The sequence below is a fragment of the Streptomyces sp. SDr-06 genome, from assembly GCF_003324565.1.
GTDB lineage: Bacteria > Actinomycetota > Actinomycetes > Streptomycetales > Streptomycetaceae > Streptomyces.
This window is the reverse complement of record NZ_QOLA01000013.1, coordinates 120,134-143,893: the sequence shown is the minus strand read 5'-3', so window position 1 is coordinate 143,893 and position 23,760 is coordinate 120,134. Positions and strand designations below refer to the sequence as shown.

Genomic DNA, 23,760 nt, shown 5'->3' with positions numbered 1-23,760 from the left:
GCCGTCCACGGCGCGAGGCCGACATCGGGGTTTAAGGGGCGCGGGGAACTGCGCGACCAGCCACACACGACCCGAGGCCGACATCGAGTTTAGGGGCGCGGGGAACTGCGCGAACAAGCACGCACGGCCCGCGGACGAAGGCGCATTCAGGGGCGCGGGGAACTGTGCGGGCAGGCGCGCACGGCCCGCGGGCGGGGTTTTGGGGGCGGAGGGGGTCGGAGGCAAGCACCCTCAGCGGGGGCGGCGTTGGGAGCGCCATATCAGGAACGCCGCCGACGACACCGCCGCCACCCGGATCAGCCAAGGCCACATATCCGTCAGCGCCGCCCCCATCCCGCCCTCGGCGATCGGCGTGCCCCAGCGCCCGTCCTGGCGGCCCCACAGCCAGGTCAGGCCGCCCAGCAGAGTCAGGCCCGGCATGCCGAGGACCGCCCACTTCGACTCCGCCCGGGTCAGCCGACGGGACGCGTACGCCAGGAGCCAGCCCGCGCCCAGGGCCAGCCACAGGCCGAACAGCGCGCCCGCCACGAGCAGCGCCGCCGCGAGGAGGAGCAGGGGGTTGGAGAAGCCGCGGCGGCCCTCGGCCGAGCGGCGCGGGCCCAGGCCCAGGCGCCTGCGCCGCACCGGGGCGGCCTCGACCACGTCCTCGGTCTCGGCGTCCGGTTCGGCCTCCTCGTCCGCCCCGGCCTCCTCCTCGTCACCCGCCGGAGGTTTCAGTATTTCGGGGATCTCGACCCCGCCCACGAACCCCCCGACGGACCCGCCCGGCTCGATCCGCCACCAGTCGGGCTCGACGCCCTGCGTGCCGAGTTCGTCGATGCCCGCCAGGTGCGGCGGGGCGGGCAGCGCGGGCGGGGGCGCCTCCTCCGCCTCGCGCGGGCGGGGGCGCGGTACGCGTTTGGCATGCCCCGGGAACAGCCGGTCGCGCTGGACCGGCACCGCCGGGTCGGCGGCGGGCTCCGCCGCGTACGACCCCGCACCGGCGCCGAAGCCCGGGCCGGACCCGGACGCGGCCGCCTCCACCACCTCCTCCGGCGTCCCGAACCGCCCGAGAACACGCCGTACCGTCGCGGGCGTCTCGCTCCCGTACTTCGCCCGCTGCCTGTCGATCTCGTTGCGCAGCGACGACACGAGGCGCATCCGGTCCCCGGAGGGCAGCTGCCGCTGCTGGGCCAGGTCCCCGACCCGGCTCAGGTAGTCGTAGACCAGCTGGTCGCTCTCGATCCCCACGCGCGTTTCCCCTCCGCGGGCTCCACCCGCCCCGAGCCGTTCACCGGTCCGGTCGCGTTTCGGACACCGGCTCCGGGTCCTGACGGTAGCGCGCACGGGCTACCGTGGGGCGGATGGGGACCGGCGAGCGCAATCAGGAGGCGCACGTGCCCGAAGGAACGACCGGCGAGACGAGCGGGGCAGCCGCGGCGCCCCGCACCGCGGCCTCGGCACCCCGCACCCTCGCCGAGGCCCTGCGCACCCGCCCCGACGAGTCCCTCGCCGCACTGCTGCGGGCCCGCCCCGATCTGCTCAGCCCCGTGCCCGGCGACCTGACCCAGCTGGCCACCCGGGCCGGCACCCGGGCCTCGGTCGTACGGGCCCTGGAGCGACTGGACAAGTTCGCCCTGCAGACCGCCCAGGCCCTGGCCGTGGCGCCGGACCCGGCACCCTACGACGCCGTACGCGCCCTGCTCGCCGGGGACGACGGCGACGCGGCCGTGGTGGAGGCGCTGCCCGGCGCGCTCGCCACGCTGCGCGAGCAGGCCCTCGTCTGGGGCGGCGACGACCGGCTCCGCCTGGTGCGCACCGCCCGCGAACTGCTCGCCCCCTCCCCCACCCACCCCTCGCCGACCGGTCTCGGCCCCACCGTCGCCGAGGCGACCGCGGGCATGTCGCCGGGCCGGATCCAGGAGATCCTGCAGGCCGCCGGGCTCCCGGCCACCCACGACCCGGTGTCCGCGGTCGCCGCGCTGACCTCCCTGTTCACCGACCGCAAGCGCATGGCCGAGCTCCTCGACACGGCCCCGACCGAGGCGCTCACCGTTCTGGACCGGCTGGTGTGGGGCCCGCCGTACGGCGAGGTGTCGGCCGATCCGCCGCCGCCGGTGCGCTGGCTGCGCGACCACGGCCTGCTGCTCCCGGCGTCCGCGCGCACCCTGGTGCTGCCGCGCGAGGTCGCCCTGCATCTGCGCGCCGGGCGCGCGCACCGCACCACCGAGCCGGTGCCGCCCGCCGTCGCGCCGCTGCGCGAGTACCGCGCCCAGGTGGTGGACGCGACGGCCGCGGGCCAGGCGTTCACCGCGCTCACCACCGTCGAGGACCTGCTCGCCGAGTGGAACGAGGGCGGCCCCGCCGTGCTGCGCGCGGGCGGGCTTTCCGTACGCGACCTCAAGCGCACCGCGACCGCCCTCGACACCACCGAGCCGGTCGCCGCGTTCTGGCTCGAACTTGCTTACGCGGCAGGGCTGTTGGCGTCCGACGGCGAGGCGGACGAGCGCTACGCGCCGACCCCCGAGTACGACGACTGGCTGGAGCTGCCGCCCGCCGAACGCTGGGCCCGGCTCGCCGTGGCCTGGCTGGGCGCCACCCGCACCGCCGGCCTCGTCGGCGATCAGGACGCCAAGGGCCGCACCCTCGCGGCGCTCGGCCCCGACCTCGACCGCTCCCCCGCCCCCGAGGTCCGCCACCGCGTCCTGACCCTGCTCACCACCCTGCCCGAGGCCACCTCGCCGGAGCCCGAGTCGCTGCTCGCCCGGCTCCGCTGGGAGCGCCCGGCCCGCAGCGGCCCCGACGACCTGCGCTCCCGGCTCGCCCAATGGACGCTGTCCGAGGCCGAGTTGCTGGGGGTGACCGGCCGGGGCGCGCTGACCACCCACGGCCGCGCCCTGCTCGCCCCGGCCGCCGGCGCCGCCGAACGCGAGGCGCTCGGCCTGCGCGCCGCCGCCGCGCTGGCCCCGCACCTGCCCGAGCCCGTCGACCACGTACTGCTCCAGGCGGACCTCACGGCGGTCGCGCCCGGCCCGCTGCGACGGCCGCTCGCGGCGATGCTCGGGGTGCTCGCCGACATCGAGTCCAAGGGCGGCGCCACCGTCTACCGCTTCACCGCGGGCTCGGTGCGCCGCGCCCTCGACGCCGGGCAGACCGCCGCCGACCTCCAGGCCTTCCTGACCGACCACAGCCGTACGCCGGTGCCGCAGCCGCTCAGCTATCTGATCGACGACGTGGCCCGCAGACACGGCCACCTCAGGGTGGGCGCCGCTTCGGCGTACGTACGCTGCGACGACGAGGCGATGCTGAGTGAGATCCTCGCCGACCGGCGCAGCCAGCCGCTGCGGCTGCGCCGGCTCGCCCCGACGGTGCTCGCGACCACCGCCGAACCGGCCGCGCTGCTCGACGGGTTGAGATCGATGGGGTACGCCCCGGCCGCCGAGTCCGCCGAGGGCGATGTCCTCATCGCCCGCGCCGACTCCCGCCGCACCCCGCGCCGCACGGCGCCGGTGCCGGTCCCGGACGGACCGCCGCTGCCCGACGAGACGCTGCTCGACGCGGCGGTGCGGGCGATCCGCGCGGGCGACACGGCGGCCACCGTCGTACGCAAGGAGCCGGAGGCCGCCCGCGCGGACGGCTCGCTGCCGCGCACCTCGTCCGCGGAGACGCTGGCCACCGTGCAGGCGGCGGCCATGACCGGGTCCGCGCTGTGGATCGGCTACGTCAACGCGGAGGGCACGGCCAGTCAGCGGGTCATCGCGCCGGTGCGGGTGGAGGGTGGGTTCGTGACCGCGTACGACCACACGGCGGACGAGGTCCGCACGTATCCGCTCCACCGCATCACAGGCGTGGCAGAACTGGCCGACGACCCGGCCTGACCCCACCCCCTCGGGCTCCGCCCCAGACCCTCCGGGGGGTGACGATCGCCTGCGGACCGTGCGTGGTTGCCGGTCCGGCGATTGAGGACGAGCGCCCTTTAGGCGCGAACCGGGGTCTGGGGCGGAGCCCCAGGAGTCTCCTTCAGCCCCCGGAGGTCTAGTCGAGGTCGACCGGCCCGTCCCCCTTGCCCTCGCGGGGCTCCGGCTTGCCGGAGAGCAGCCCCGGCAGGGAGAGCTGGGCCCCGCTCTTGCTGTCCGGACGCTCCCCCGATCCGCTCAGGTTCTGCCGGACCGAGTCCAGGATCGTCAGACCCTGGCCCACCAGACCGGCCGCGATCTCGCCGAGCCCGTCCGCGCCGTTCAGCACGTTCACGTTCGCCCCCGCGAGACCGCCCGCCGCCTCCTTCACGATCTGCGGCAGCTGGTCGATGAGCATCCGGTCGAGCGCGACGCGGTCGTACGACGCCGCCGCCTCGGCCTGGATCTTCATGCGCTCGGCCTCGGCGATCGCGAGGACCTTGATCCGCTCGGCCTCGGCCTGGGCGGGCTTGACGATCTCGGCGACCAGCTGCTGCTGGCGGAGCTCGGCGGCCCGCTGGGCCAGCTCGGTCTGCGCGGCGAGCACCTCCTGCTGGGCGTGCGCCTGGGCCAGCGGCCCGGCCTGGGCGGCGTGCGCCTGGGCGCGGTCGACCTCCGCGGAGTACTCGGCCTTGACCACCGCCGTCTGCCGGGCGTACTCGGCCTGGTTGCGCGCCGCCACCTGCTCGGCCTCGACGGACGCCTGGGTGGCCTGCGCCTGCGCGATCTGCGCGGCCCGCTGGATGGCGGCCTTGTGCGGCGCGGACATCGCGTCGATGTAGCCCGTGTCGCCGTCGTCGATCGACTGGATCTGCAACGAGTCCACGATGAGACCGATCTTCGCCATCTCGGTCTTCGAGGTCTCCAGGACTTCCGCGGCGAGCTTCTGCCGCTCGGTGACGATCTCCTCGACGGTCATCGAGCCGATGATGGACCGCAGGTGACCGGCGAAGATCCGGCCGGTCAGGACCGACATCTGGTCCTGGTCGGAGAGGAAGCGCTGGCCCGCGTTCACGATGGACTCGGTGTCGTTGCCGACCTTGAACGCGATCACCGCGCGCACATGCAGCGCGATGCCCTGCTTGGTCACACAGGTCTCGGTGACCTCGGCCTCGCACATCGACAGGGTGAGGAAGCGGGTCTTGCGGAAAATCGGCAGGACGAACTTGCCGTGGCCGGTCACTACGCGGAACGGGGCACCCCCGAGACCGCGCCTGCCACCCGAGATCAGCATCGCCTCGTCGGGGGCGGGCACCCGGTAACCGAACATCCTTTGTCTCCTTAGAAACGGCTTGGAAACGGCGTCTCAGCCGGCGTCGGCGGAGAAACCGCCCAACGCGTCCAGCGGATCGGCCCACTCGATGACGTCCACCTGGCGCGTACCACGGGACCCGATCACGAGCACGGTCGCCCCCTTGGGCAGGGGCTCCTCCGACCAGGCGAGGAAGGCCTCCGTGCCGCCTCTGACGCTCACCAGGACCTCGCCCGGTCCGGCGGCTCCACGGGTGGCGACGAGCAGCACTCCGGGGCGGCCGACGACGTCATCGTCCTGATCCACGAGCCTGGCGCCCCCCATCGTTCTGGTCCTGGAATCCAGACCTTAGACCTGCCGGGATCAGCCGCCTATCCTCGGGCCACCCTGTGTTGTCCCGGGGCCTGCCGCCCCGCCGCCGTCCGCACGCTCAGCCGGTCCCCGTCCGCACGGCCCGGGCACTCCGGCCCGCAGGCACGACTCGACGCCCCACCGGGCCCCCCGATGCGGCAGACTGGAAGTTTGCCCGCCCTGCCCGGCGGGCCATCCGTCGGAAGGGACATGCCCCAGGTGACCGGACCACTCATCGTCCAGAGCGACAAGACTCTGCTCCTGGAGGTCGACCACGAGCAGGCCGACGCCTGCCGTCGCGCCATCGCGCCCTTCGCGGAGCTGGAGCGGGCCCCCGAGCACATCCACACCTACCGGGTGACCCCGCTGGGTCTGTGGAACGCGCGGGCCGCCGGGCACGACGCGGAGCAGGTCGTCGACGCGCTGGTCGAGTACTCGCGCTACCCCGTGCCGCACGCCCTGCTCGTGGATGTCGCCGAGACGATGGCGCGCTACGGCCGCCTCACCCTGAGCAAGCACCCCGTCCACGGCCTGGTGCTCACCTCCACCGACCGGCCGGTGCTGGAGGAGATCCTGCGCTCGAAGAAGGTCACCCCGCTGGTGGGCGCCCGCATCGACGCGGACACGGTCGCCGTGCACCCCTCCGAGCGCGGCCAGATCAAGCAGACCCTGCTGAAGCTGGGCTGGCCGGCCGAGGACCTCGCCGGGTACGTCGACGGTGAGGCGCACCCCATCGAGCTCGCCGAGGACGGCTGGGCGCTGCGCCCGTACCAGAAGCAGGCCGTCGAGGGGTTCTGGCACGGCGGCAGTGGTGTGGTCGTGCTGCCCTGCGGCGCGGGCAAGACGCTGGTCGGGGCCGGGGCGATGGCCGAGGCGAAGGCGACCACGCTCATCCTGGTCACCAACACCGTCTCGGCCCGCCAGTGGAAGCACGAGCTGGTGAAGCGGACGAGTCTGACCGAGGACGAGATCGGCGAGTACAGCGGCACGAAGAAGGAGATCCGCCCGGTCACCATCGCCACGTACCAGGTCCTCACCACCCGTCGTAAGGGCGTCTACGCGCACCTGGAGCTGTTCGACTCGCGCGACTGGGGGCTGATCGTCTACGACGAGGTGCACCTGCTGCCCGCGCCGGTCTTCAAGTTCACCGCCGACCTCCAGGCCCGCCGCCGTCTGGGCCTGACCGCAACGCTGGTGCGCGAGGACGGCCGCGAGTCGGACGTGTTCTCGCTCATCGGGCCCAAGCGGTTCGACGCCCCGTGGAAGGAGATCGAGGCGCAGGGCTACATCGCGCCCGCCGACTGCGTGGAGGTCCGGGTCAATCTGACCGACTCCGAGCGCCTCGCGTACGCGACCGCCGAGACCGAGGAGAAGTACCGCTTCTGCGCCACGACCGCGACCAAGCGGAAGGTCACGGAGGCGCTGGTACGGAAGTTCAAGGGCCAGCAGATCCTCGTCATCGGCCAGTACATCGACCAACTCGACGAGCTGGGCGAGCACTTGGACGCGCCGGTCATCAAGGGCGAAACGAGCAACGCGCAGCGCGAGAAGCTGTTCGGCGCGTTCCGGGAGGGCGAGATCAGCGTCCTGGTGGTGTCCAAGGTGGCGAACTTCTCGATCGACCTGCCGGAGGCGACCGTCGCCATCCAGGTGTCCGGCACGTTCGGCTCCCGCCAGGAGGAGGCCCAGCGGCTGGGCCGCGTCCTGCGCCCGAAGGCGGACGGCCACCAGGCGCATTTCTACTCGGTGGTCGCCCGCGACACCATCGACCAGGACTTCGCGGCCCACCGCCAGCGCTTCCTGGCCGAACAGGGCTATGCCTACCGGATCATGGACGCGGACGAACTCCTCGCGGACAGCTGAGAGTCGACACCGACCGCCCGGGCCCGCCACGCCGCCCAGCCCAGTACGGCGAGCCCGATCAGCGGATAGGGGGCGGCCAACGGCTGCTGCCAGAGCGGAAGCCGGAGGTCGAGATCGCCCGCGTGCGGTACGAGCCACAGGCTGCGGGCGGTGAAAACGACGGCGGTCGCGGCGGCCGTACGCGGATGCCCCTCGGCGACCAGCACGGCGATCAGCGGGACGCACCACACCCAGTGGTGCGACCAGCTGATGGGGGAGATCAGCAGCGCGGTGAAGGCGGACACGAGCAGGGCCCGGCGTTCGTCGGCGCGGTGGGCGGTCCACAGTCCGGCGGCGCCGACGGCGGCCGCCGCGAGGGCCCACACCGGGCCGGGGGCGGTGGTGTGCAGCAGGCGCGCGAGCAGCCCCTGCAAGGACTGGTTGTCGACGATCCACGCCTTGCCGACCCGCCCGGTCTCGAACAGCCGCCGTGTGAAGAACTCGACGCTGGCGTCGGGGAGTACGAGCGCCCCGAGCAGCACGGTCGCGCCGAACCCGGCGAGCACGGTGAGGGCCTCGCGGTGGCGTCCCCGTACCAGCAGGTGCGGCACGAAGAACAGCGGCGTGAGCTTGATCCCGGCGGCGACGCCGACCGCGAACCCCTTGCCCGGGGCGCCCGCCGGCCGGGAGAGGTCCCAGAGCACGAGGCAGGCGAGCGCGAGGTTGACCTGTCCGAAGAGCAGGGTCTGGAAGACGGGTTCGAGCCAGAGGCCGAGGGCGGTGGCACCCAGCACGACGGTGCGGCCCGGCGCGAGGCCCGCGAACCGGCAGGAGAGGTGGACCAGCAGCGCGCAGAGCGCGACGTTGCCGACGCAGAAGGCCGCCTTGAGCGCGGCGAGGGGCACGTACGCGGCCGGCACGAAGAGCAGGGCGGCGAACGGCGGATAGGTGGCGGGCAGCCGCCAGGCGGTGACGGTGAAGCCGTACAGGGAGGTGCCGTGGGCGACGGCCGCCCCCTCCGCCCGGTAGACCAGGGCGTCCGCCATGGGGATGCGCAAGGTCAGGCAGAGCGCGGCGAGCGCGGCGAGCGAGAGCCCGAGCAGGGCCGGGGCGACGGCGCGGGGTGAACGGTCGGTCACACGAAGTGACCCTAGTGGCGCGGGTGATCAGCGGCGGGTCCGCGCGCCCGTGTGCGCGCCGATGCCGTCCGGCCGGTCAGTGCTGACGGCGCCGGACCCCGGCCTCCTCGGCGAACTCGCCCATGACGACGACGCTGAACGCGGCACCGGCGAGGACCCGCGCGGCCCGGACCGCGTTGCCGATCTTGTGGGTACGGTGAGGGGCGGCGCCCGAGGCGGTGGCGCCCTTGGGGGTGCCGGGGCGGGCGGAGGGGGCTGGGGTGAAGGTCGCTGCACTCATGTATCCATGATGGATTTCGGACATCCCCGTCACATCGCTCCCCGGGTTGAACCTCACCGTCCGCCGCGTAGTCCTCTGGTGCGACCCCGTCCCCTACGGGTAGGAGCGATCGCCCCCTACCCGGCTGTCACATCGGCCCCCTTGTCCGTGTCAGAGCAGTGCCACCACGCAACGCGACGGAGGAACGACAGAGATGGACGCCGAGGAACACCTCGCGCAGCGCTTCGAGGAACACCGCGGTCACCTGCGCGCGGTGGCGTACCGGATGCTCGGCTCGCTCAGCGAGGCCGAGGACGCCGTCCAGGAGGGCTGGCTGCGGGCCAGCCGCGCGGACAGCGGCGCGGTGGACAACATGGGCGGCTGGCTGACCACGATCGTCGCGCGGATCTGCCTCAACATGCTGCGTGCGCGCGGCACCCGGCGCGAGGCGGCCCTGGACGTCGAGGAGTACGAGTACGTCCACGTGCCGGATCCGGTGCTCGGCCCGGTGGACGCGGTGGACCCCGAGCAGGAGGTACTGCTCGCCGACTCGGTGGGCCTGGCGCTGATGGTCGTCCTGGAGACGCTGGCCCCCGCGGAGCGGCTTTCCTTCGTGCTGCACGACATGTTCGCGGTGCCGTTCGAGGACATCGCACCGATCGTCGACAAGACGCCCGCGGCGGCGCGGCAGCTGGCGAGCCGGGCGCGCAGGCGGGTGCAGGGCCAGGCGCCCTCGCCGTCGGCGGACCGCGCGCGGCAGCGCGAGGTGGTCGAGGCGTTCATCTCGGCCGCGCGCGGGGGTGACTTCGAGGCGCTGCTCGCCCTGCTCGACCCGGACGTCGTGCTGCGCGCGGACGCGGGGCGGCTGCCGGCGACGAAGCTGGTGCGGGGTGCGCGGGTGGTGGCCGAACAGGCCCACTCCTTCCGCAAGTTGGCCGCGTTCAACCGGCTGGTGCTTGTCAACGGCATGCCGGGGATCGTGGCGGCGGGCGAGGGGCGGGTGTTCTCGGTGCTGGCCTTCACGCTGGGGGTGGACGGGCGGGTCACCGAGCTCAACATCCTGGCGGACCCCCAGCGCCTCCCCACCCTGAACACCACGTTCCTCTGCGCCTGACCCCATGAGGGGGGCGGGCCCCGCCCCCCTTCAACCCCCTTCAACCTGCGGGCCGCGCCCACTCCCCACGCAGTTCCCCGCGCCCCCAAAACCCCCTCCGATCCGCGGACCGTGCCCGCCCCTCGCGCAGTTCCCCGCGCCCCTTCAAGGGGGGCCAGCACAGGCAACCTCAGCCCGTCATGGGGGTCCCCCCTGGCCCTTAAGGCCTTGGGGGAGATTGAGGACGAGCGCCGTTCAGGCGCGAACGGGGGCTGGGGCGGAGCCCCAGGGGGGCCTTCAACCCCCGGGGGAAATGCAGTGGCCCGCAGAGCCCGGCCGCGCCTAAAATCCCCCCTCCCCCAAAACCGCCGGAGGCACCCCGTGCAGAGGCACGACCCCGAAGCCCTCGACCCCCTGCTCCGCGAACGCACCCACCTCGCCCACTCCCGCGCAGCCCTGCGCGCCATGCGCGAGGACGTCGAGGCCCTCGACATCAAGGACGTCACCGCGAACTGGGTCAACGCCGCCGTCCTCCAGCGCCAGATCGACGACCGCATCAAGGCCCTGGCGGACCTCTCCCACACTCCCCTCTTCTTCGGCCGCCTCGACTACCTGCACGCCCCGGGCGCGGCCCTCGCCGAGGGGGCCGAGGGCGAGCGGTTCTACATCGGCCGCCGGCACGTCCACGACGCGGACGGCGACCCGATGGTCATCGACTGGCGCGCCCCGGTGTCGCAGCCGTTCTACCGCGCCTCGAAGAAGGACCCGATGGACATCGGGCTGCGCCGCCGCTTCGGCTACACGGGCGGCGACCTCACGGCGTACGAGGACGAGCACCTCACGGACCCCACGGAGGACGCGCGGACCAGCAAGCTGCTCCAGGCGGAGATCGAGCGCCCCCGCGTGGGCCCGATGCGCGACATCGTCGCGACGATCCAGCCCGAGCAGGACGAGATCGTACGGTCCGGCCTGAACGGCAGCGTTTGTGTGCAGGGAGGCCCCGGCACCGGCAAGACCGCCGTCGGCCTGCACCGGGTGGCCTACCTCCTGTACGCCCACCGCGACCGCCTGGCCCGCACCGGCACCCTGGTCATCGGGCCGAACCGGTCCTTCCTGCACTACATCGAGCAGGTCCTGCCCGCGCTCGGCGAGCTGGAGGTGCGCCAGGCCACCGTGGACGACCTGGTCGCGGGGGGCATCGAGGTGCGCGCCGCCGACCCCGCCGAGGCGGCCGTGGTCAAGGGCGACGCCCGTATGGCCGAGGTGCTGCGCCGCGCGGTGTGGTCGCACGTCACCACTCCCGCCGAGCCGCTCGTGGTGGTGCGCGGTTCGCGCCGCTGGCGGGTCCCGGCGTACGAACTCGCCGAAATCGTCGAGGAGTTGAGGGACCGGGACATCCGTTACGGGGCCGCTCGGGAGGCGCTGCCGCAGCGGATCGCGCACACGGTCCTGGTGCGGATGGAGCAGGCGGGCGAGGCCCCCGACGACCGGGTGCAGGACGCGGTGGCCCGCAACGCGGCGGTGAAGGCGGCCGTCAAGGAGATCTGGCCCCCGGTCGACCCGGCGAAGCTGGTGCTGCGGCTGCTCAACGACCCGGACTTCCTCGCCGAGCACGCCGCGGGCGTCCTCACCGACGAGGAGCAGAAGGCGATCCTCGCGCCCCGGCCCGCCCGCAGCGTGAAGTCGGCGAAGTGGACGGCCGCGGACGCCGTCCTCGTCGACGAGGCGAACGACCTGGTGGCCCGCACCCACTCGCTCGGCCATGTGGTGCTCGACGAGGCGCAGGACCTCTCCCCCATGCAGTACCGGGCGGTGGGGCGGCGCTGCACGACGGGTTCGGCGACGGTGCTCGGCGACCTGGCGCAGGGCACCACGCCCTGGGCGACGGCGAGTTGGGCCGAGGCGCTGCGCCATCTGGGCAAGCAGGACGCGGTGGTCGAGGAGCTGACGGCGGGTTTCCGCGTGCCGCGCGAGGTCATCGCGTACGCCTCGAAGCTGCTGCCGTCGATCTCCCCCGGCCTGGCGGCGGTGGAGTCGGTGCGTGAGACGCCGGGTTCGCTCGACGTGCGCGCGTCGGCGGATCTGGACGCGGACGTGGTGGCGGCGTGCCGGGAGTCCCTCGCGCACGAGGGCTCCATCGGGCTGATCGCGGCCGATGCCCGCATTCCCGTACTGGCGGCGGCACTTGAGGCCGCGGGCCTCGCCCATCTGGCGCCGGGCGAGGAGACGACGGCCGAGTCCCGGCTGACGCTGGTCCCGGCCTCGCTCGCCAAGGGATTGGAGTACGACTACGTGGTGCTGGACGAGCCCGCCGCGGTGGTCGGCGGCGAGCCCGACGAGCGCACCGGCCTGCGCCGCCTGTACGTGGCCCTGACCCGTGCGGTCTCCGGCCTCACGGTCGTGCACACCGCCCCGCTCCCGGCCCAGCTCGCCTGATACGCCGCAGGCCGGTGCGGTTCGACGGGCGCGACGCGGCGGCGGCGAACCGGCTCCCGGCCCCTAGGCGTCCAGTGCCGAGCGCCACTCGGCGACCGCGGCCGCGGAGACCGGGGCGGACCAGCCGCCGGGCCTCGACGCGCCGCCGATGTGGACCGCGTCGATGCCCGCGGCCCGCAGCACCGGCAGATGGGAGAGGCGCAGCCCGCCGCCGACCAGGATCCGGGGTTCGTAGCCCGGCTCGCCGGATCGCGCGGCCTCCGCGAGGAGCACCGGCAGGCCGTCGTCGACACCCTGCGGGGACCCGGCGGTCAGATAGGTGTCGAGGCCCGGCAGGTCGGAGAGCTCCTTGCGCAGGGCGTCGCGGGAGGCGGCCCGGTCGATGGCCCGGTGGAAGGTCCACCGGCACCCGGTCAGCGCGGCGGCGAGGGCGCGGACGGCCGCCATGTCGGGGGCTCCGGTCTCGTCGAGGAAGCCCAGCACGAACTCGTCCGCGCCCTCGGCGCGCAGCGCCTGCGCATCCCGTACGAGTGCGTCGACGTCGCCCGCCGCGAACCCGTCCGCCGAGCGCAGCATCACGCGCAGCGGGATGTCGACGGCGGCGCGGATCGCGGCGAAGGTCTCCAGGGGCGGGGTCAGCCCGTCGGCCGCCATGTCGGTGACCAGCTCCAGGCGGTCCGCCCCGCCGGCCTGGGCCGCGACGGCGTCCTCCGCGTCGAGCGCGATCACCTCAAGCAGTGCACGGTTGCTCATCTGACCCCATTCCTCCGTAACCCGGGCCCAGCTCGGCCCCAATAGGTCTAGTCCATTGACTAGCCTACGCGGCGAAATGCCCACCCACGTGGACGGTAAACGCGGCCGTGCGGACCTTTCCGCCGTGCTGGAAGTCCAGGAAGAGACGGTACGCACCGGCGCTGGGCGGGGTCGCACTGAAGGAGACGACCGGGCCGGGGCCGCCCTCGTTCGGGTGGACGTGCAGATAGGCGAGGTCACCGGAGCGCAGCGCGACGAGGTGTCCGTACGCCCCGAGGTAGGGCTCCAGGTCGGTCACCGGCTTCCCGTCCTTGGACACCGAGAGCTTCAGCTCGGTCGTCCGGCCGGGGAGCAGCGAGCCCTCCAGGGCGACCTCGTACCCGTCGCCCGCCTGCGCCGTGGCCGCCGGTGCGGGCAGTTCCTTGGGCGCGTACGCCCCGGAGACCGCGAGGTCCGCCCCCAGGACGAGGCCCTTGGCGTCCTTCACGTCGGCGGGCGTGAAGTCGGCGAGGACCCGGTAGCCCCCGGCTTCGGGGAGCTGGGCGGCGACCGACCACGTGCCGTCGGCGGCCCGCACGGGGTGCAGGTGGCGGTACACGCCGAGGTCGGTCGACGCGACGATGAGGTGCAGTTCCTTGCCGTGCTCGCTCCGGAAGGCGGTGACCGGGCGCCCGTCGTGCCCGGTCACCGCGAACCGGAGCTCGGCGGCCCCGCCCGCCGCGACCCGGGGCGTCTTGAGGTCGAGGCGGTAGCCGCCGTCGGCGACCTGGAGCCCGCCCGGCGTCGAGGACGCCTCCCCGTGCCCCGCGTGCTCCGGTCCGGCGCTCCCGCCCGAAGCCTCCCCGTGCCCGGCGTGCGGCGCCTGCCGCGCCACCACCGGGTCGACCCCCTTGCCCACGCCGTACGCCGTGCCGAACGTCGCGGCCAGCGCGGCGGCGAAGGCGGTGATCTTCAGCCCTGTGTTCATGACGACCTTCATGACGAACTCCCCACGTTGCCTGCGCTCCGGCAGATCCCCGCCGACCGGCCACCCGTTCCGGTGACCGACGCCTTCAACATACCCCCTAGGGGTATCTAGTCAAGCCCCGGGAACCCCTTGCGAATCGATACACCCGGGGGGTATACATGACCCATCGCCATACCCCCGGGGGGTACCATGGTCCACCAAGGACCACGGACCCTGCTCATCACACGGAGGACGTCATGCCGGACGCAGCCACCACCACCGCCACCTACACGGTCGAGGGCGTGGGCAGCGCGCACTGCCAGAGCATCGTCGCCAAGGCCATCGGCGGGCTCGACCACGTGATCTCCGTCGACGTCGAGATCGGCACCGGCCGCACGACGGTCACGACCACCGGCGCCCCCGACGACCAGCTGATCGCCGACACCGTCGACGACGCGGGCTACACCTTCGCCGGCCGCGCCTGACCACCCCGGACCGGACGGGGACCCGATCCCGGTCTCCGCCCGCACCGCCCTACGCACGAGGAGCCGCAGCCATGACCACCACCACACCCGGCGCCGCCGACGTCGAACTCGCCATCGGCGGCATGACCTGCGCCTCGTGCGCGGCCCGCATCGAGAAGAAGCTCAACCGGATGGACGGGGTCGAGGCCACCGTCAACTACGCCACCGAGAAGGCCAAGGTCACCTTCCGCGAGGACGTCTCCGTCGCCGACCTCATCGCCACCGTCGAGGCCACCGGCTACACCGCCGAGGAGCCCGCGCCGGTGCGGACCGAGAGCCAGGACGGCGCCCCGGAGCCCGCCGACGCGCTGCGGCCGCTGCGCCAGCGGCTGTTCACCGCGGTCGCCCTCGCGCTCCCCGTCATCGCGATGTCGATGGTCCCGGCCCTCCAGTTCGACTACTGGCAGTGGCTCTCCCTCACCCTGACCGCGCCCGTCGTGACGTACGCCGCCTGGCCCTTCCACCGGGCCGCCTGGACCAACGCGCGGCACGGCGCGGCGACCATGGACACGCTGATCTCGGTCGGCACATCGGCCGCGTTCCTCTGGTCCCTGTGGGCCCTGTTCTTCGGCACGGCCGGGACCCCGGGCATGACCCACCCCTTCGAGCTGACGATCGGCCGCTCGGACGGCTCGGGCGACATCTACCTGGAGGCCGCCGCCGGAGTCACCGCCTTCATCCTCGCCGGGCGCTACTTCGAGGCCCGCTCCAAGCGCAAGGCGGGCGCGGCCCTGAAGGCGCTGCTCGAACTCGGCGCCAAGGACGTGACCGTGCTGCGCGCCGACGGCACCGAACAGACCCTTCCCACCACGGAGTTGAAGGTCGGCGACCGCTTCCTGGTCCGCCCCGGCGAGAAGATCGCCACCGACGGCACGGTCGTCGAGGGCTCCTCCGCCGTGGACGCGTCCATGCTCACCGGCGAGTCCGTACCGGTCGAGGTCGCCCCCGGCGACACCGTCACGGGCGCCACCCTCAACGCGGGCGGCCGCCTGGTCGTCGAGGCGTCCCGGGTCGGCGCGGACACCCAGCTGGCGCGCATGGCCCGGCTCGTCGAGGACGCCCAGAACGGCAAGGCCGCCGCCCAGCGCCTCGCCGACAGGATCTCGGCGGTCTTCGTGCCGGTCGTCATCGGCCTCGCGCTCGCCACCCTCGGCTTCTGGCTCGGCAACGGCTCCGGCCTGACCGCCGCGTTCACGGCCGCCGTGGCCGTACTGATCATCGCCTGCCCCTGCGCCCTGGGCCTGGCCACGCCGACCGCGCTCATGGTCGGCACCGGCCGGGGCGCCCAGCTCGGCATCCTGATCAAGGGCCCGGAAGTCCTGGAGACCACCCGCAAGGTCGACACGATCGTCCTGGACAAGACCGGCACCGTGACCACCGGCCGCATGACCCTGCTCGCCGTGCACGTGGCCGACACCACCACCGAGGCCGAAGTCCTGCGACTCGCGGGCGCGTTGGAGCACTCCTCCGAGCACCCCATCGCCCGCGCGGTCGCCGACGGAGCCACCGCCCGCACCGGCACCCTGCCCACCCCCGAGGACTTCGCCACCCTCGCGGGCCTCGGCGTCCAGGGCGTCGTCGAGGGCCACGCGGTCCTGGTCGGCCGCGAGCAGCTGCTCAAGGAGTGGGCGATGGAGCTCACCCCCGCCCTGAAGGCGGCGAAGGAGACGGCCGAGGCGGCCGGGCGCACCGCCATCGCGGTCGCCTGGGACGGCGAGGCCCGCGCGGTCATCGAGGTCGCCGACGCGATCAAGGAGACCAGCCCCGAGGCGATCCGGCGGCTGCGCGCCCTCGGCCTCACCCCGATCCTGCTGACCGGCGACAACCGGGCGGTCGCCGAGGCGGTCGCCGCCGAGGTCGGCATCGAGGAGGTGTACGCGGAGGTCATGCCCCAGGACAAGGTCGACGTCGTCAAGTCCCTTCAGGCCAAGGGGCGTTCGGTCGCCATGGTCGGCGACGGCGTCAACGACGCGGCCGCCCTCGCCCAGGCCGACCTCGGCCTCGCGATGGGCACGGGCACGGACGCCGCCATCGAGGCCGGCGACCTGACCCTGGTCCGCGGCGACCTGCGGGCGGCGGCCGACGCGATCCGGCTCTCCCGCAAGACGCTCGGCACCATCAAGTCCAACCTGTTCTGGGCCTTCGCCTACAACGTGGCCGCCCTGCCGCTCGCGGCGGCGGGCCTGCTGAACCCGATGATCGCGGGCGCCTCGATGGCCTTCTCCTCGGTCTTCGTGGTGGGCAACTCCCTGCGCCTGAGGAGCTTCAAGGCCTCCTGAACCGGCGATGTGCAGACCCTGAACTCCCCTTCCTCGAAGGGGAGTTCAGGCCGTCAGGACCGTGAGGTCGAGTTCGCTGAGGCGGTCGGGGTCGGCCAGGATGTCGATCGTGGCGATCCTGCCGCCGGTCATCGTGAACGCCATCACCGACAGCGGCCGCCCCTCGGCCAGCGAGACGAGCCCCGGGCTGCCGTTGACCAGCACGAGGACGGTGAACTCGGCGAGCCGCGCCCCGAACAGCGCCCCGCCCGCCACCGCTTGCGCGCCGCGCAGCACGCCGCCGGGCCGCAGCTCGCCGCCGTCGGACCGGGCCACCACGTCCGGGTCGAGCACCTCGACCAGCGCCTCGAAGTCACCGCCCCGGGCCGCCGCCATGAACGCCTCGACCACCCTGCGGCGGCCCGCGAGGTCCGTGTCCGGCGCCGGGGCGCCGCCCTGGACCCGGCGGCGGGCCCGGGAGGCGAGCTGACGGGCCGCGGCCGGGGAGCGGCCGATCACGGGGGCGATCTCGTCGAACGGCACGGCGAACAGGTCGTGCAGCACGAAGGCGAGCCGCTCCGCCGGGCCCAGCGTCTCCAGGACGACGATCAGGGCCAGCCCCACCGAGTCGGCGAGCAGCACGTCACCCTCCGGCCCGGTGCCGTCCGCGCCGCTGATGATCGGGTCCGGCACGCGCAGCCCGAGCGGCTCCTCGCGGCGCGAGACCCGGGCGCGCAGCATGTCGAGGCAGACCCGTCCGACGACCGTGGTCAGCCAGCCCCCGAGGTTCTCCACCGCGCTGGTGTCGGACCGGCTGAGCCGCAGCCAGGCCTCCTGCACGGCGTCGTCGGCCTCGTGCAGTGACCCGAGCATCCGGTAGGCCACCGCCCGCAGGTGCCCCCGGTGCCCCTCGAACCGCTCCGCCAGGTAGTCGTGCCCGCCCATGGCCCACCTCTCCTCACCCTCGCCACCAGGACCGTCACCGCGCTGACCCACGGGCCCGGACGAATGTGACAGCGCACCCGCCAGAGGTGACCGGGGCGAGGCGGCACCGCCCGGCGGCGGAACACGGGGCGGGCGGGAAAACCGGGCCCGCTACGCTCGGCCGCATGCCGGACAACGACCCCCTCCGCGCCCGCTGGCGGGCCGCGCTCACGGCGGTGCGCCCCGCCCAGGACGACGCCGTCGACCCCGCGCCGTACGGCGACGCCCTGCTGGCCCGGTGGGCGGAACCCCACCGCCGCTACCACGACACCGCCCACCTCACCGCGGTCCTGGACCACATCGACGTACTGGAGCGATACGCCGACCACCCCGACCTCGTACGCCTGGCCGCCTGGTTCCACGACGCCGTGTACCTGCCCGACCGCTCGGAGAACGAGGAGCGTTCGGCCCGGCTCGCCGAACGCGCCCTGGCCGAGGCCGGGTTGAGCGCCGAGGACACCGCGGAGGTGGCCCGCCTGGTGCGGCTGACCGTGACCCACGCGCCCGAGGACGGCGACACCGACGGCGAGGTCCTGTGCGACGCCGACCTCGCGATCCTGGCCGCCGCCCCGGAGGCGTACGCCGCCTACGCCGCGGCCGTACGCGAGGAGTACGCCTTCGTGCCCGCCGAGGCGTTCCGGGCGGGCCGCGCCGAGGTGCTGACCCAACTGCTGGGGCTGCCGCGGCTGTTCCGCACCCCGTACGGCGCCCGCGAGTGGGAGGCGGCGGCCCGGGAGAACCTGGAGGCGGAACTGACCCTGCTCACCACATAATCAGCCTGAGCCCACGGCTCGCTCCGCTCCCTGACGGAAAGCAGGTGTCCCGGCGTGCTCCCCGTGACGGTCCAGGCCGAACGCATCGCCCTCCACGAGCTGACCCGCGCGTCGGCCGCCGAGCTCCAGGAAGGCGGCTCCGGCGGCTGGCGCTGGGCCCCCGGCGGCCCGCACGAGGGCAGCCGCTTCGCCGCCGCGAAGATGCTGGCGGGCATGGAGACCGGCCGCCACCGCACGGGCTGGGGCGCCTACGTCATCGTCCGCACCGAGGACGACCGGGCCATCGGCGGCATCGGCTTCCACGGCCCGCCCGAGGACGGCCGGGTCGAGATCGGCTACGACCTGGCGGAGTCCGTACGCGGCCGGGGATACGCCACCGAGTCCCTCAAGGCGCTCACCGCGTGGGCGCTGGCCCAGCCGTCCGTCGAGACGGTGTACGCCACGACGGACGAGGACAACACCGCCTCGCAGCGCGTCCTGGAACGCGCGGGCTTCCGGCGCATCGGCGACACCCCGCGCCCCATCGGCGGCAGGGAGGCCCAGCACCTCTTCGAGCAGACCCGGGACTGACGGGGCCGCCGGTCCTCTTCGAGCGGGCCCGGGGTGGGCGGAGGACCGGGCTCGGGAATACGGATTCGGCCATCCGGCGTTGGCACCCGATATGCCCGCCGAGCCCATACCCACGCCCGTGCCCGCGCCCACCCCCGCTTCTCCCGCTCAATCCTCCGCGCCCTCCGGCGGCCGCATGCCGCTCGCCGTCTACATCCTGGGCCTGTCCGTCTTCGCCCTCGGGACCAGCGAGTTCATGCTCACCGGGCTGCTCCCGGCCATCGCCGACGACATGAGCGTGTCCATCCCGCAGGCGGGCCTGCTGATCTCGGCCTTCGCGATCGGCATGGTGGTGGGCGCCCCGCTGCTCGCGGTGGCGACGCTGCGCCTTCCGCGGCGCACCACCCTGATCGCGCTGATCACGACGTTCGGCCTGGGGCAGGTGGCGGGCGCGCTGGCCCCGAACTACGCGCTGCTCTTCGCCTCGCGGATCGTCTCCGCGCTGGCCTGTGCCGGGTTCTGGGCGGTCGGCGCCGCGGTCGCCATCGCGATGGTCCCGGTCAACGCGAGGGCCCGCGCGATGGCCGTCATGATCGGCGGACTGTCGATCGCGAACGTCCTGGGCGTGCCGCTCGGCGCGCTGCTCGGTGACGGGCTGGGCTGGCGCGCGGCGTTCTGGGCGGTCGGCGCGGCCTCCGCGATCGCGCTCGTCGGCATCGTGACGCGCATCCCCCGCATCCCGCTCCCCGCCGAGAGGCCCCGGCTCGGCCGAGAGCTGCGGATCTACCGCGATCCGCAGGTCCTCCTGTCGGTCGCGATCACCGCGCTCGCCGCGGGCGGCGTGTTCTGCGCGTTCAGCTACCTCAAGCCGCTGCTCACCGATGTCGCGCACGTGGACGCGGGCTGGGTCCCGGCCGTCCTCGGCCTGTTCGGGGTGGGCGCGCTGATCGGCACCACGATCGGCGGCCGGGTCGCCGACGCGCACCTCTTCGGCGTGCTGCTCAGCGGCATCACCGCCTCGACCGTGTTCCTGGTCGCGCTGGCGCTGTTCGCCTCGACGCCCGCGGTCGCGATCACCCTGTCGTTCCTGATCGGCCTGTCGGCGTTCTACACGGCCCCGGCGCTCAACGCCCGCATGTTCAACGTCGGCGGCGCCGCCCCCACGCTGGCCGGCGCGACGACGACGTCCTCGTTCAACCTGGGCAACACCGCGGGCCCCTGGCTCGGCGGTGTGGTGATCAGCGCGAACCTGGGCTTCGCGGCCACCGCCTGGGCGGGCGCCGCGATGACGGTCCTCGCCCTGGCGCTCGTCACGGCCTCGCTGCGCCTGCACCGGTCGCGGTCCCGCGTGGTGGCCCGCTCGGCGCAATCGGCCCCCGCCCGGGCGCGCGCCCGCGTCTGACCCCGCCCCGCACGGCGAAGCGCCCCGCACCCGGTGACCGGGTGCGGGGCGCTTCGGTGCGGTGCTTAGGCGGGGGTGACGTTCTCCGCCTGCGGGCCCTTCGGGCCCTGGGTCACGTCGAAGTTGACCTGCTGGTTCTCCTGCAGCTCACGGAAGCCGGTGGAGTTGATCGCGGAGTAGTGGACGAAGACGTCCGGGCCGCCGCCGTCCTGCGCGATGAAACCGAAGCCCTTTTCGGCGTTGAACCACTTCACGGTGCCGGTTGCCATGTGTTTCCCCTGTCGAGGATCGCGGGGTACTGGCTTGTCAGTACCCCTGGGTGAGGTGATCGCCCTGGTCCTCGGACATTGCTGCACAGCAAACGCCCACGGCGTAAACCGCGGGCGTTGAGACTTCGGAACCACGACTACTGGCAAGGAAGTTAGCCGATCCGCAGTCGTCTGGCTACGGGCCGCAGCCGAACCGGGGACAAGTTCCGGCCGGGCGGACGCCTCCGGGGCGGCTCCGGGGCAGGTCCGGCGGGCCTTCCCGGCGGCCGGACGGGCGGTCCGACGGGCCCCGCACCTGGCCCCCAGGCCGCCGCGCCTCAGGCCGGACGGCCCTTGGGCCGCCGCAGTCCCGCCTCCGTGAGACGGCGTACGAGCTCCTTCGAGCCGATCTCCACCGCGCCCGCCCGCACCGCGTCGTCGTACCGGTGCGAGGGCACGTCGTAGTGATCACGTTCGAAGGCTCGCGGCGGGCAGCCGATGGACGCGGCGAACGCGTGCAGTTCCTCGTACGAGACGTCGCTGACCAGGTGCGACCACATGCGGCCGTGGCCCGGCCAGGTGGGCGGGTCGATATACAGGGTCATCCGCCGAGCCCGCCGACCCGGGCCACCACGACGCCCGCCTTGGCGCACACCCAGTGCGGGTCGGGGCCGAGCTCGGGCTCCACGTCCAGCGCGTGCGGATCGCCCGCGTCGCACACCGGGCACAGCGGCCAGCGGCCGTACCGCTCAAGGAGCGCGTCCTGTACGTCCTGGGCGACGAGCCCCGCGACGTACTCCGTGCCCTCGGGCCACTGCTCCACCCACCAGCGCCGGTGGGTCACCGCGTCCTCGACCAGCGAGACGACGTCCGCGTGCGCCACGTCGCGCGCCGCGAGGTCCGCCAGGACCAGGGCGCGGGCGGCGTGCAGTGCTTGTTCCAGCGGCCGGATGGGCTGTGCGTCGTCCATGTCCTCCATTGTCACCCCACCCGCACCACGGCCACCGGGGCGCGGGGACCAAGGACCGGGCCGCGACGGGACCAAAGGGGGTTGACCCCACAAGGTCGCGAAAATATCTTTCAAGTGTGACCAATGACGTGAAGGAAAGTTTCAGCGGCGGCGCCCCGCCCGCACCGGCGGCCCTCGCGGCCAAGGTGCGCACGCTCGCCCCGTCCATGACCCGCTCCATGCAGCGGGTCGCCGAGGCCGTCGCCGGCGACCCGGCCGGCTGCGCGGCCCTCACGGTCACCGGCCTCGCCGAGCTCACCGGCACCAGTGAGGCCACCGTGGTGCGCACCGCCCGCCTCCTCGGCTACCCCGGCTACCGCGACCTGCGCCTGGCGCTGGCCGGGCTCGCCGCCCAGCAGCAGTCCGGCCGGGCCCCCGCCGTCACCGCCGACATAGCCGTCGACGACCCGATCGCGGACGTCGTCGCGAAGCTCGCCTACGACGAGCAGCAGACCCTCGCCGACACCGCGGCCGGTCTCGACACCGTCCAACTCGGCGCCGCCGTGGGCGCGTTGGCGGGTGCCCGGCGGATCGACATCTACGGCGCCGGGGCCTCCTCGCTGGTCGGCCAGGACCTCGCGCAGAAGCTGCTGCGCATCGGGCTCATCGCGCACGCCCACACCGACCCGCACCTGGCGGTCACCAACGCCGTGCAGCTGCGCTCCGGCGACGCGGCGGTGGCGATCACCCACTCCGGCTCCACCGGCGACGTCATCGAGCCGCTGCGGGTCGCCTTCGACCACGGCGCCACCACCATCGCGATCACCGGCCGCCCCGACGGCCCGGTCTCGCAGTACGCCGACCACGTCCTGACCACCTCCACGGCCCGCGAGAGCGAGCTGCGCCCGGCCGCCATGTCGTCCCGCACGAGCCAGCTCCTCGTCGTGGACTGCCTGTTCGTCGGCATCGCCCAGCGCACCTACGAGACGGCGGCCCCGGCCCTGTCCGCCTCGTACGAGGCGCTCGCCCACCGCCACAACCCCCGCACCCGCTAGCACCGCACCCGTCAGAGCCGTACGCAGAGAAAGAGCCGCCGTCACATGACCACCCAGGACTACGCCGAGCTCCGCGCCCAGCTGGCCACCCTCACCACCGAGGCGTTCCGGCCCGACCTCGCGGAGATCGACCGGCTCCCGACCGCCGAGATCGCGCGGATCATGAACGGCGAGGACGCCACCGTCCCCGCCGCCGTGGCCGAGCGGCTCCCGGAGATCGCGGCCGCGATCGACGCCACGGCCGCGCGGATGGCCGAGGGCGGGCGGCTGATCTACGCGGGCGCCGGCACGGCCGGGCGGCTCGGCGTCCTGGACGCCAGCGAGTGCCCCCCGACGTTCAACACCGACCCGTCCGAGGTCATCGGCCTGATCGCGGGCGGCCCCTCCGCGATGGTCAAGGCGGTCGAAGGGGCCGAGGACTCCCGGCAGTTGGCCGCCGAGGACCTCGACGGGCTGCGCCTGACCGACCGCGACACGGTCGTCGGCATCTCGGCCTCGGGCCGCACGCCGTACGCGATCGGCGCGGTCGAGCACGCCCGCCGCCTGGGCGCCCTCACCATCGGCCTGTCCTGCAACGCGGGCAGCGCGCTCGCGGCGGCGGCCGAGCACGGCATCGAGGTCGTGGTCGGACCCGAACTCCTCACGGGCTCCACGCGGTTGAAGTCGGGCACGGCCCAGAAGCTGGTCCTCAACATGATCTCGACGATCACCATGATCCGGCTCGGCAAGACGTACGGGAACCTCATGGTCGACGTGCGCGCCTCCAACGAGAAGCTGCGCGCCCGCTCGCGCCGCATCGTGGCGCTGGCGACCGGCGCGGACGACGCCGAGATCGAGGCCGCGCTCGCCGCGACCGACGGCGAGGTGAAGAACGCGATCCTCGTCATCCTCGGCGGCGTGGAGGGCCCGACGGCGGCCCGCCTCCTGACCGAGAGCCGGGGCCACCTGCGTGCGGCGCTGCACGCCGCCCCCTGACATCCCCTCCCGGCTCCGCACAGCAAGGCACCAGCAC

General features: G+C 73.8%; 22 protein-coding genes. 11 read left to right on the top strand and 11 right to left on the bottom strand.

The annotated features are described in order from the left end of the window. Window positions 1-231: 231 nt before the first annotated feature. The gene (locus tag DT019_RS24850; RefSeq protein WP_114039106.1) at window positions 232-1,230 is read right to left on the bottom strand and encodes a hypothetical protein; all 999 of its coding nucleotides are present in this window, start codon (window positions 1,228-1,230) and stop codon (window positions 232-234) included. A 113-nt stretch (window positions 1,231-1,343) separates the two neighbouring features. Here DT019_RS24850 and DT019_RS24845 point away from each other — a divergent pair, with 113 nt between their 5' ends. After that, complete coding sequence (locus DT019_RS24845) at window positions 1,344-3,857, top strand: helicase C-terminal domain-containing protein (RefSeq protein WP_114039105.1); 2,514 nt, start codon at window positions 1,344-1,346, stop codon at window positions 3,855-3,857. 157 nt (window positions 3,858-4,014) lie between these two features. Here the strand turns inward: DT019_RS24845 and DT019_RS24840 are convergent, their stop codons facing one another. Together DT019_RS24840 and DT019_RS24835 are read right to left on the bottom strand one after the other, a co-directional pair. After that, entirely contained in the window at window positions 4,015-5,205 is a 1,191-nt protein-coding gene (locus DT019_RS24840) for a flotillin family protein (protein ID WP_114039104.1), read from the bottom strand. A 36-nt stretch (window positions 5,206-5,241) separates the two neighbouring features. Further along, window positions 5,242-5,493: a hypothetical protein gene (locus DT019_RS24835; RefSeq protein ID WP_114039199.1), complete on the bottom strand. Its 252-nt coding sequence runs from the start codon at window positions 5,491-5,493 to the stop codon at window positions 5,242-5,244. Between the two features lie 264 nt (window positions 5,494-5,757). On the opposite strand from DT019_RS24835, the gene DT019_RS24830 reads away from it, so the two are divergent. Beyond that, on the top strand, window positions 5,758-7,401 hold the full coding sequence (locus tag DT019_RS24830; RefSeq protein WP_114039198.1) for a DNA repair helicase XPB: 1,644 nt from the start codon (window positions 5,758-5,760) through the stop codon (window positions 7,399-7,401). Here the strand turns inward: DT019_RS24830 and DT019_RS24825 are convergent. Both DT019_RS24825 and DT019_RS24820 read right to left on the bottom strand, forming a co-directional pair. Further along, a complete protein-coding gene (locus tag DT019_RS24825; RefSeq protein ID WP_223279739.1) occupies window positions 7,359-8,519 on the bottom strand; it encodes a glycosyltransferase 87 family protein in 1,161 nt (386 codons plus the stop codon). The genes DT019_RS24830 and DT019_RS24825 overlap by 43 nt on opposite strands. Window positions 8,520-8,595: 76 nt before the next feature. After that, window positions 8,596-8,799, bottom strand: a complete 204-nt coding sequence (locus tag DT019_RS24820) for a hypothetical protein (RefSeq protein ID WP_114039103.1) — start codon at window positions 8,797-8,799, stop codon at window positions 8,596-8,598. Window positions 8,800-8,992: 193 nt separating this feature from the next. Here DT019_RS24820 and DT019_RS24815 point away from each other — a divergent pair, with 193 nt between their 5' ends. Both DT019_RS24815 and DT019_RS24810 read left to right on the top strand, forming a co-directional pair. After that, entirely contained in the window at window positions 8,993-9,892 is a 900-nt protein-coding gene (locus DT019_RS24815; protein WP_114039102.1) for a sigma-70 family RNA polymerase sigma factor, read from the top strand. 444 nt (window positions 9,893-10,336) lie between these two features. Then, complete coding sequence (locus DT019_RS24810; RefSeq protein ID WP_114039196.1) at window positions 10,337-12,307, top strand: HelD family protein; 1,971 nt, start codon at window positions 10,337-10,339, stop codon at window positions 12,305-12,307. A gap of 63 nt (window positions 12,308-12,370) precedes the next feature. Here DT019_RS24810 and DT019_RS24805 read toward each other — a convergent pair whose 3' ends face one another. After that, window positions 12,371-13,060: a copper homeostasis protein CutC gene (locus DT019_RS24805; RefSeq protein WP_114039101.1), complete on the bottom strand. Its 690-nt coding sequence runs from the start codon at window positions 13,058-13,060 to the stop codon at window positions 12,371-12,373. 64 nt (window positions 13,061-13,124) lie between these two features. Then, window positions 13,125-14,027, bottom strand: coding sequence for a hypothetical protein (locus DT019_RS24800; protein ID WP_114039195.1), 903 nt, complete (start codon window positions 14,025-14,027; stop codon window positions 13,125-13,127). 236 nt (window positions 14,028-14,263) lie between these two features. Between DT019_RS24800 and DT019_RS24795 the strand changes: the two genes are divergently transcribed. Further along, the gene (locus tag DT019_RS24795; protein WP_114039100.1) at window positions 14,264-14,491 is read left to right on the top strand and encodes a cation transporter; all 228 of its coding nucleotides are present in this window, start codon (window positions 14,264-14,266) and stop codon (window positions 14,489-14,491) included. Between the two features lie 71 nt (window positions 14,492-14,562). Continuing rightward, the gene (locus tag DT019_RS24790) at window positions 14,563-16,809 is read left to right on the top strand and encodes a heavy metal translocating P-type ATPase (protein WP_114039099.1); all 2,247 of its coding nucleotides are present in this window, start codon (window positions 14,563-14,565) and stop codon (window positions 16,807-16,809) included. A 45-nt stretch (window positions 16,810-16,854) separates the two neighbouring features. Here DT019_RS24790 and DT019_RS24785 read toward each other — a convergent pair whose 3' ends face one another. Beyond that, a complete protein-coding gene (locus DT019_RS24785) occupies window positions 16,855-17,733 on the bottom strand; it encodes a sigma-70 family RNA polymerase sigma factor (protein ID WP_114039098.1) in 879 nt (292 codons plus the stop codon). 164 nt (window positions 17,734-17,897) lie between these two features. On the opposite strand from DT019_RS24785, the gene DT019_RS24780 reads away from it, so the two are divergent. The 3 genes from DT019_RS24780 to DT019_RS24770 all read left to right on the top strand — a co-directional run bounded on the left by DT019_RS24780 (window position 17,898) and on the right by DT019_RS24770 (window position 20,496). After that, a complete protein-coding gene (locus DT019_RS24780; RefSeq protein WP_114039097.1) occupies window positions 17,898-18,545 on the top strand; it encodes a hypothetical protein in 648 nt (215 codons plus the stop codon). A gap of 54 nt (window positions 18,546-18,599) precedes the next feature. After that, entirely contained in the window at window positions 18,600-19,115 is a 516-nt protein-coding gene (locus tag DT019_RS24775) for a GNAT family N-acetyltransferase (protein ID WP_114039096.1), read from the top strand. A 175-nt stretch (window positions 19,116-19,290) separates the two neighbouring features. Continuing rightward, window positions 19,291-20,496, top strand: coding sequence for a Cmx/CmrA family chloramphenicol efflux MFS transporter (locus DT019_RS24770; RefSeq protein WP_114039095.1), 1,206 nt, complete (start codon window positions 19,291-19,293; stop codon window positions 20,494-20,496). Window positions 20,497-20,561: 65 nt separating this feature from the next. Here DT019_RS24770 and DT019_RS24765 read toward each other — a convergent pair whose 3' ends face one another. From DT019_RS24765 to DT019_RS24755, 3 genes are all read right to left on the bottom strand, one after another. Further along, window positions 20,562-20,765: a cold-shock protein gene (locus DT019_RS24765; RefSeq protein WP_053724154.1), complete on the bottom strand. Its 204-nt coding sequence runs from the start codon at window positions 20,763-20,765 to the stop codon at window positions 20,562-20,564. Between the two features lie 317 nt (window positions 20,766-21,082). Next, window positions 21,083-21,349: a DUF4031 domain-containing protein gene (locus DT019_RS24760; protein WP_114039094.1), complete on the bottom strand. Its 267-nt coding sequence runs from the start codon at window positions 21,347-21,349 to the stop codon at window positions 21,083-21,085. After that, window positions 21,346-21,714, bottom strand: a complete 369-nt coding sequence (locus DT019_RS24755) for a hypothetical protein (RefSeq protein ID WP_189389905.1) — start codon at window positions 21,712-21,714, stop codon at window positions 21,346-21,348. The genes DT019_RS24760 and DT019_RS24755 overlap by 4 nt, the downstream gene beginning before the upstream one ends. A 116-nt stretch (window positions 21,715-21,830) precedes the next feature. On the opposite strand from DT019_RS24755, the gene DT019_RS24750 reads away from it, so the two are divergent. Next, entirely contained in the window at window positions 21,831-22,748 is a 918-nt protein-coding gene (locus DT019_RS24750; RefSeq protein WP_114039092.1) for a MurR/RpiR family transcriptional regulator, read from the top strand. Between the two features lie 45 nt (window positions 22,749-22,793). Next, window positions 22,794-23,723 (top strand): N-acetylmuramic acid 6-phosphate etherase, encoded by a 930-nt coding sequence (gene murQ, locus DT019_RS24745; protein WP_114039091.1) that lies wholly within the window; start codon window positions 22,794-22,796, stop codon window positions 23,721-23,723. Window positions 23,724-23,760: the final 37 nt, after the last annotated feature.

Bases quoted from the DNA above. Each gene is read 5' to 3' on its own strand.
- DT019_RS24820 (WP_114039103.1), bottom strand. From the start codon at position 8,799: ATGAGTGCAGCGACCTTCACCCCAGCCCCCTCCGCCCGCCCCGGCACC.
- murQ (WP_114039091.1), top strand. From the start codon at position 22,794: ATGACCACCCAGGACTACGCCGAGCTCCGCGCCCAGCTGGCCACCCTC.
- DT019_RS24795 (WP_114039100.1), top strand. From the start codon at position 14,264: ATGCCGGACGCAGCCACCACCACCGCCACCTACACGGTCGAGGGCGTG.
- DT019_RS24840 (WP_114039104.1), bottom strand. From the start codon at position 5,205: ATGTTCGGTTACCGGGTGCCCGCCCCCGACGAGGCGATGCTGATCTCG.
- DT019_RS24845 (WP_114039105.1), top strand. From the start codon at position 1,344: ATGGGGACCGGCGAGCGCAATCAGGAGGCGCACGTGCCCGAAGGAACG.
- DT019_RS24785 (WP_114039098.1), bottom strand. From the start codon at position 17,733: ATGGGCGGGCACGACTACCTGGCGGAGCGGTTCGAGGGGCACCGGGGG.
- DT019_RS24805 (WP_114039101.1), bottom strand. From the start codon at position 13,060: ATGAGCAACCGTGCACTGCTTGAGGTGATCGCGCTCGACGCGGAGGAC.
- DT019_RS24755 (WP_189389905.1), bottom strand. From the start codon at position 21,714: ATGGACGACGCACAGCCCATCCGGCCGCTGGAACAAGCACTGCACGCC.
- DT019_RS24790 (WP_114039099.1), top strand. From the start codon at position 14,563: ATGACCACCACCACACCCGGCGCCGCCGACGTCGAACTCGCCATCGGC.
- DT019_RS24810 (WP_114039196.1), top strand. From the start codon at position 10,337: ATGCGCGAGGACGTCGAGGCCCTCGACATCAAGGACGTCACCGCGAAC.
- DT019_RS24765 (WP_053724154.1), bottom strand. From the start codon at position 20,765: ATGGCAACCGGCACCGTGAAGTGGTTCAACGCCGAAAAGGGCTTCGGT.
- DT019_RS24815 (WP_114039102.1), top strand. From the start codon at position 8,993: ATGGACGCCGAGGAACACCTCGCGCAGCGCTTCGAGGAACACCGCGGT.
- DT019_RS24800 (WP_114039195.1), bottom strand. From the start codon at position 14,027: ATGAACACAGGGCTGAAGATCACCGCCTTCGCCGCCGCGCTGGCCGCG.
- DT019_RS24770 (WP_114039095.1), top strand. From the start codon at position 19,291: ATGCCGCTCGCCGTCTACATCCTGGGCCTGTCCGTCTTCGCCCTCGGG.
- DT019_RS24760 (WP_114039094.1), bottom strand. From the start codon at position 21,349: ATGACCCTGTATATCGACCCGCCCACCTGGCCGGGCCACGGCCGCATG.
- DT019_RS24780 (WP_114039097.1), top strand. From the start codon at position 17,898: ATGCCGGACAACGACCCCCTCCGCGCCCGCTGGCGGGCCGCGCTCACG.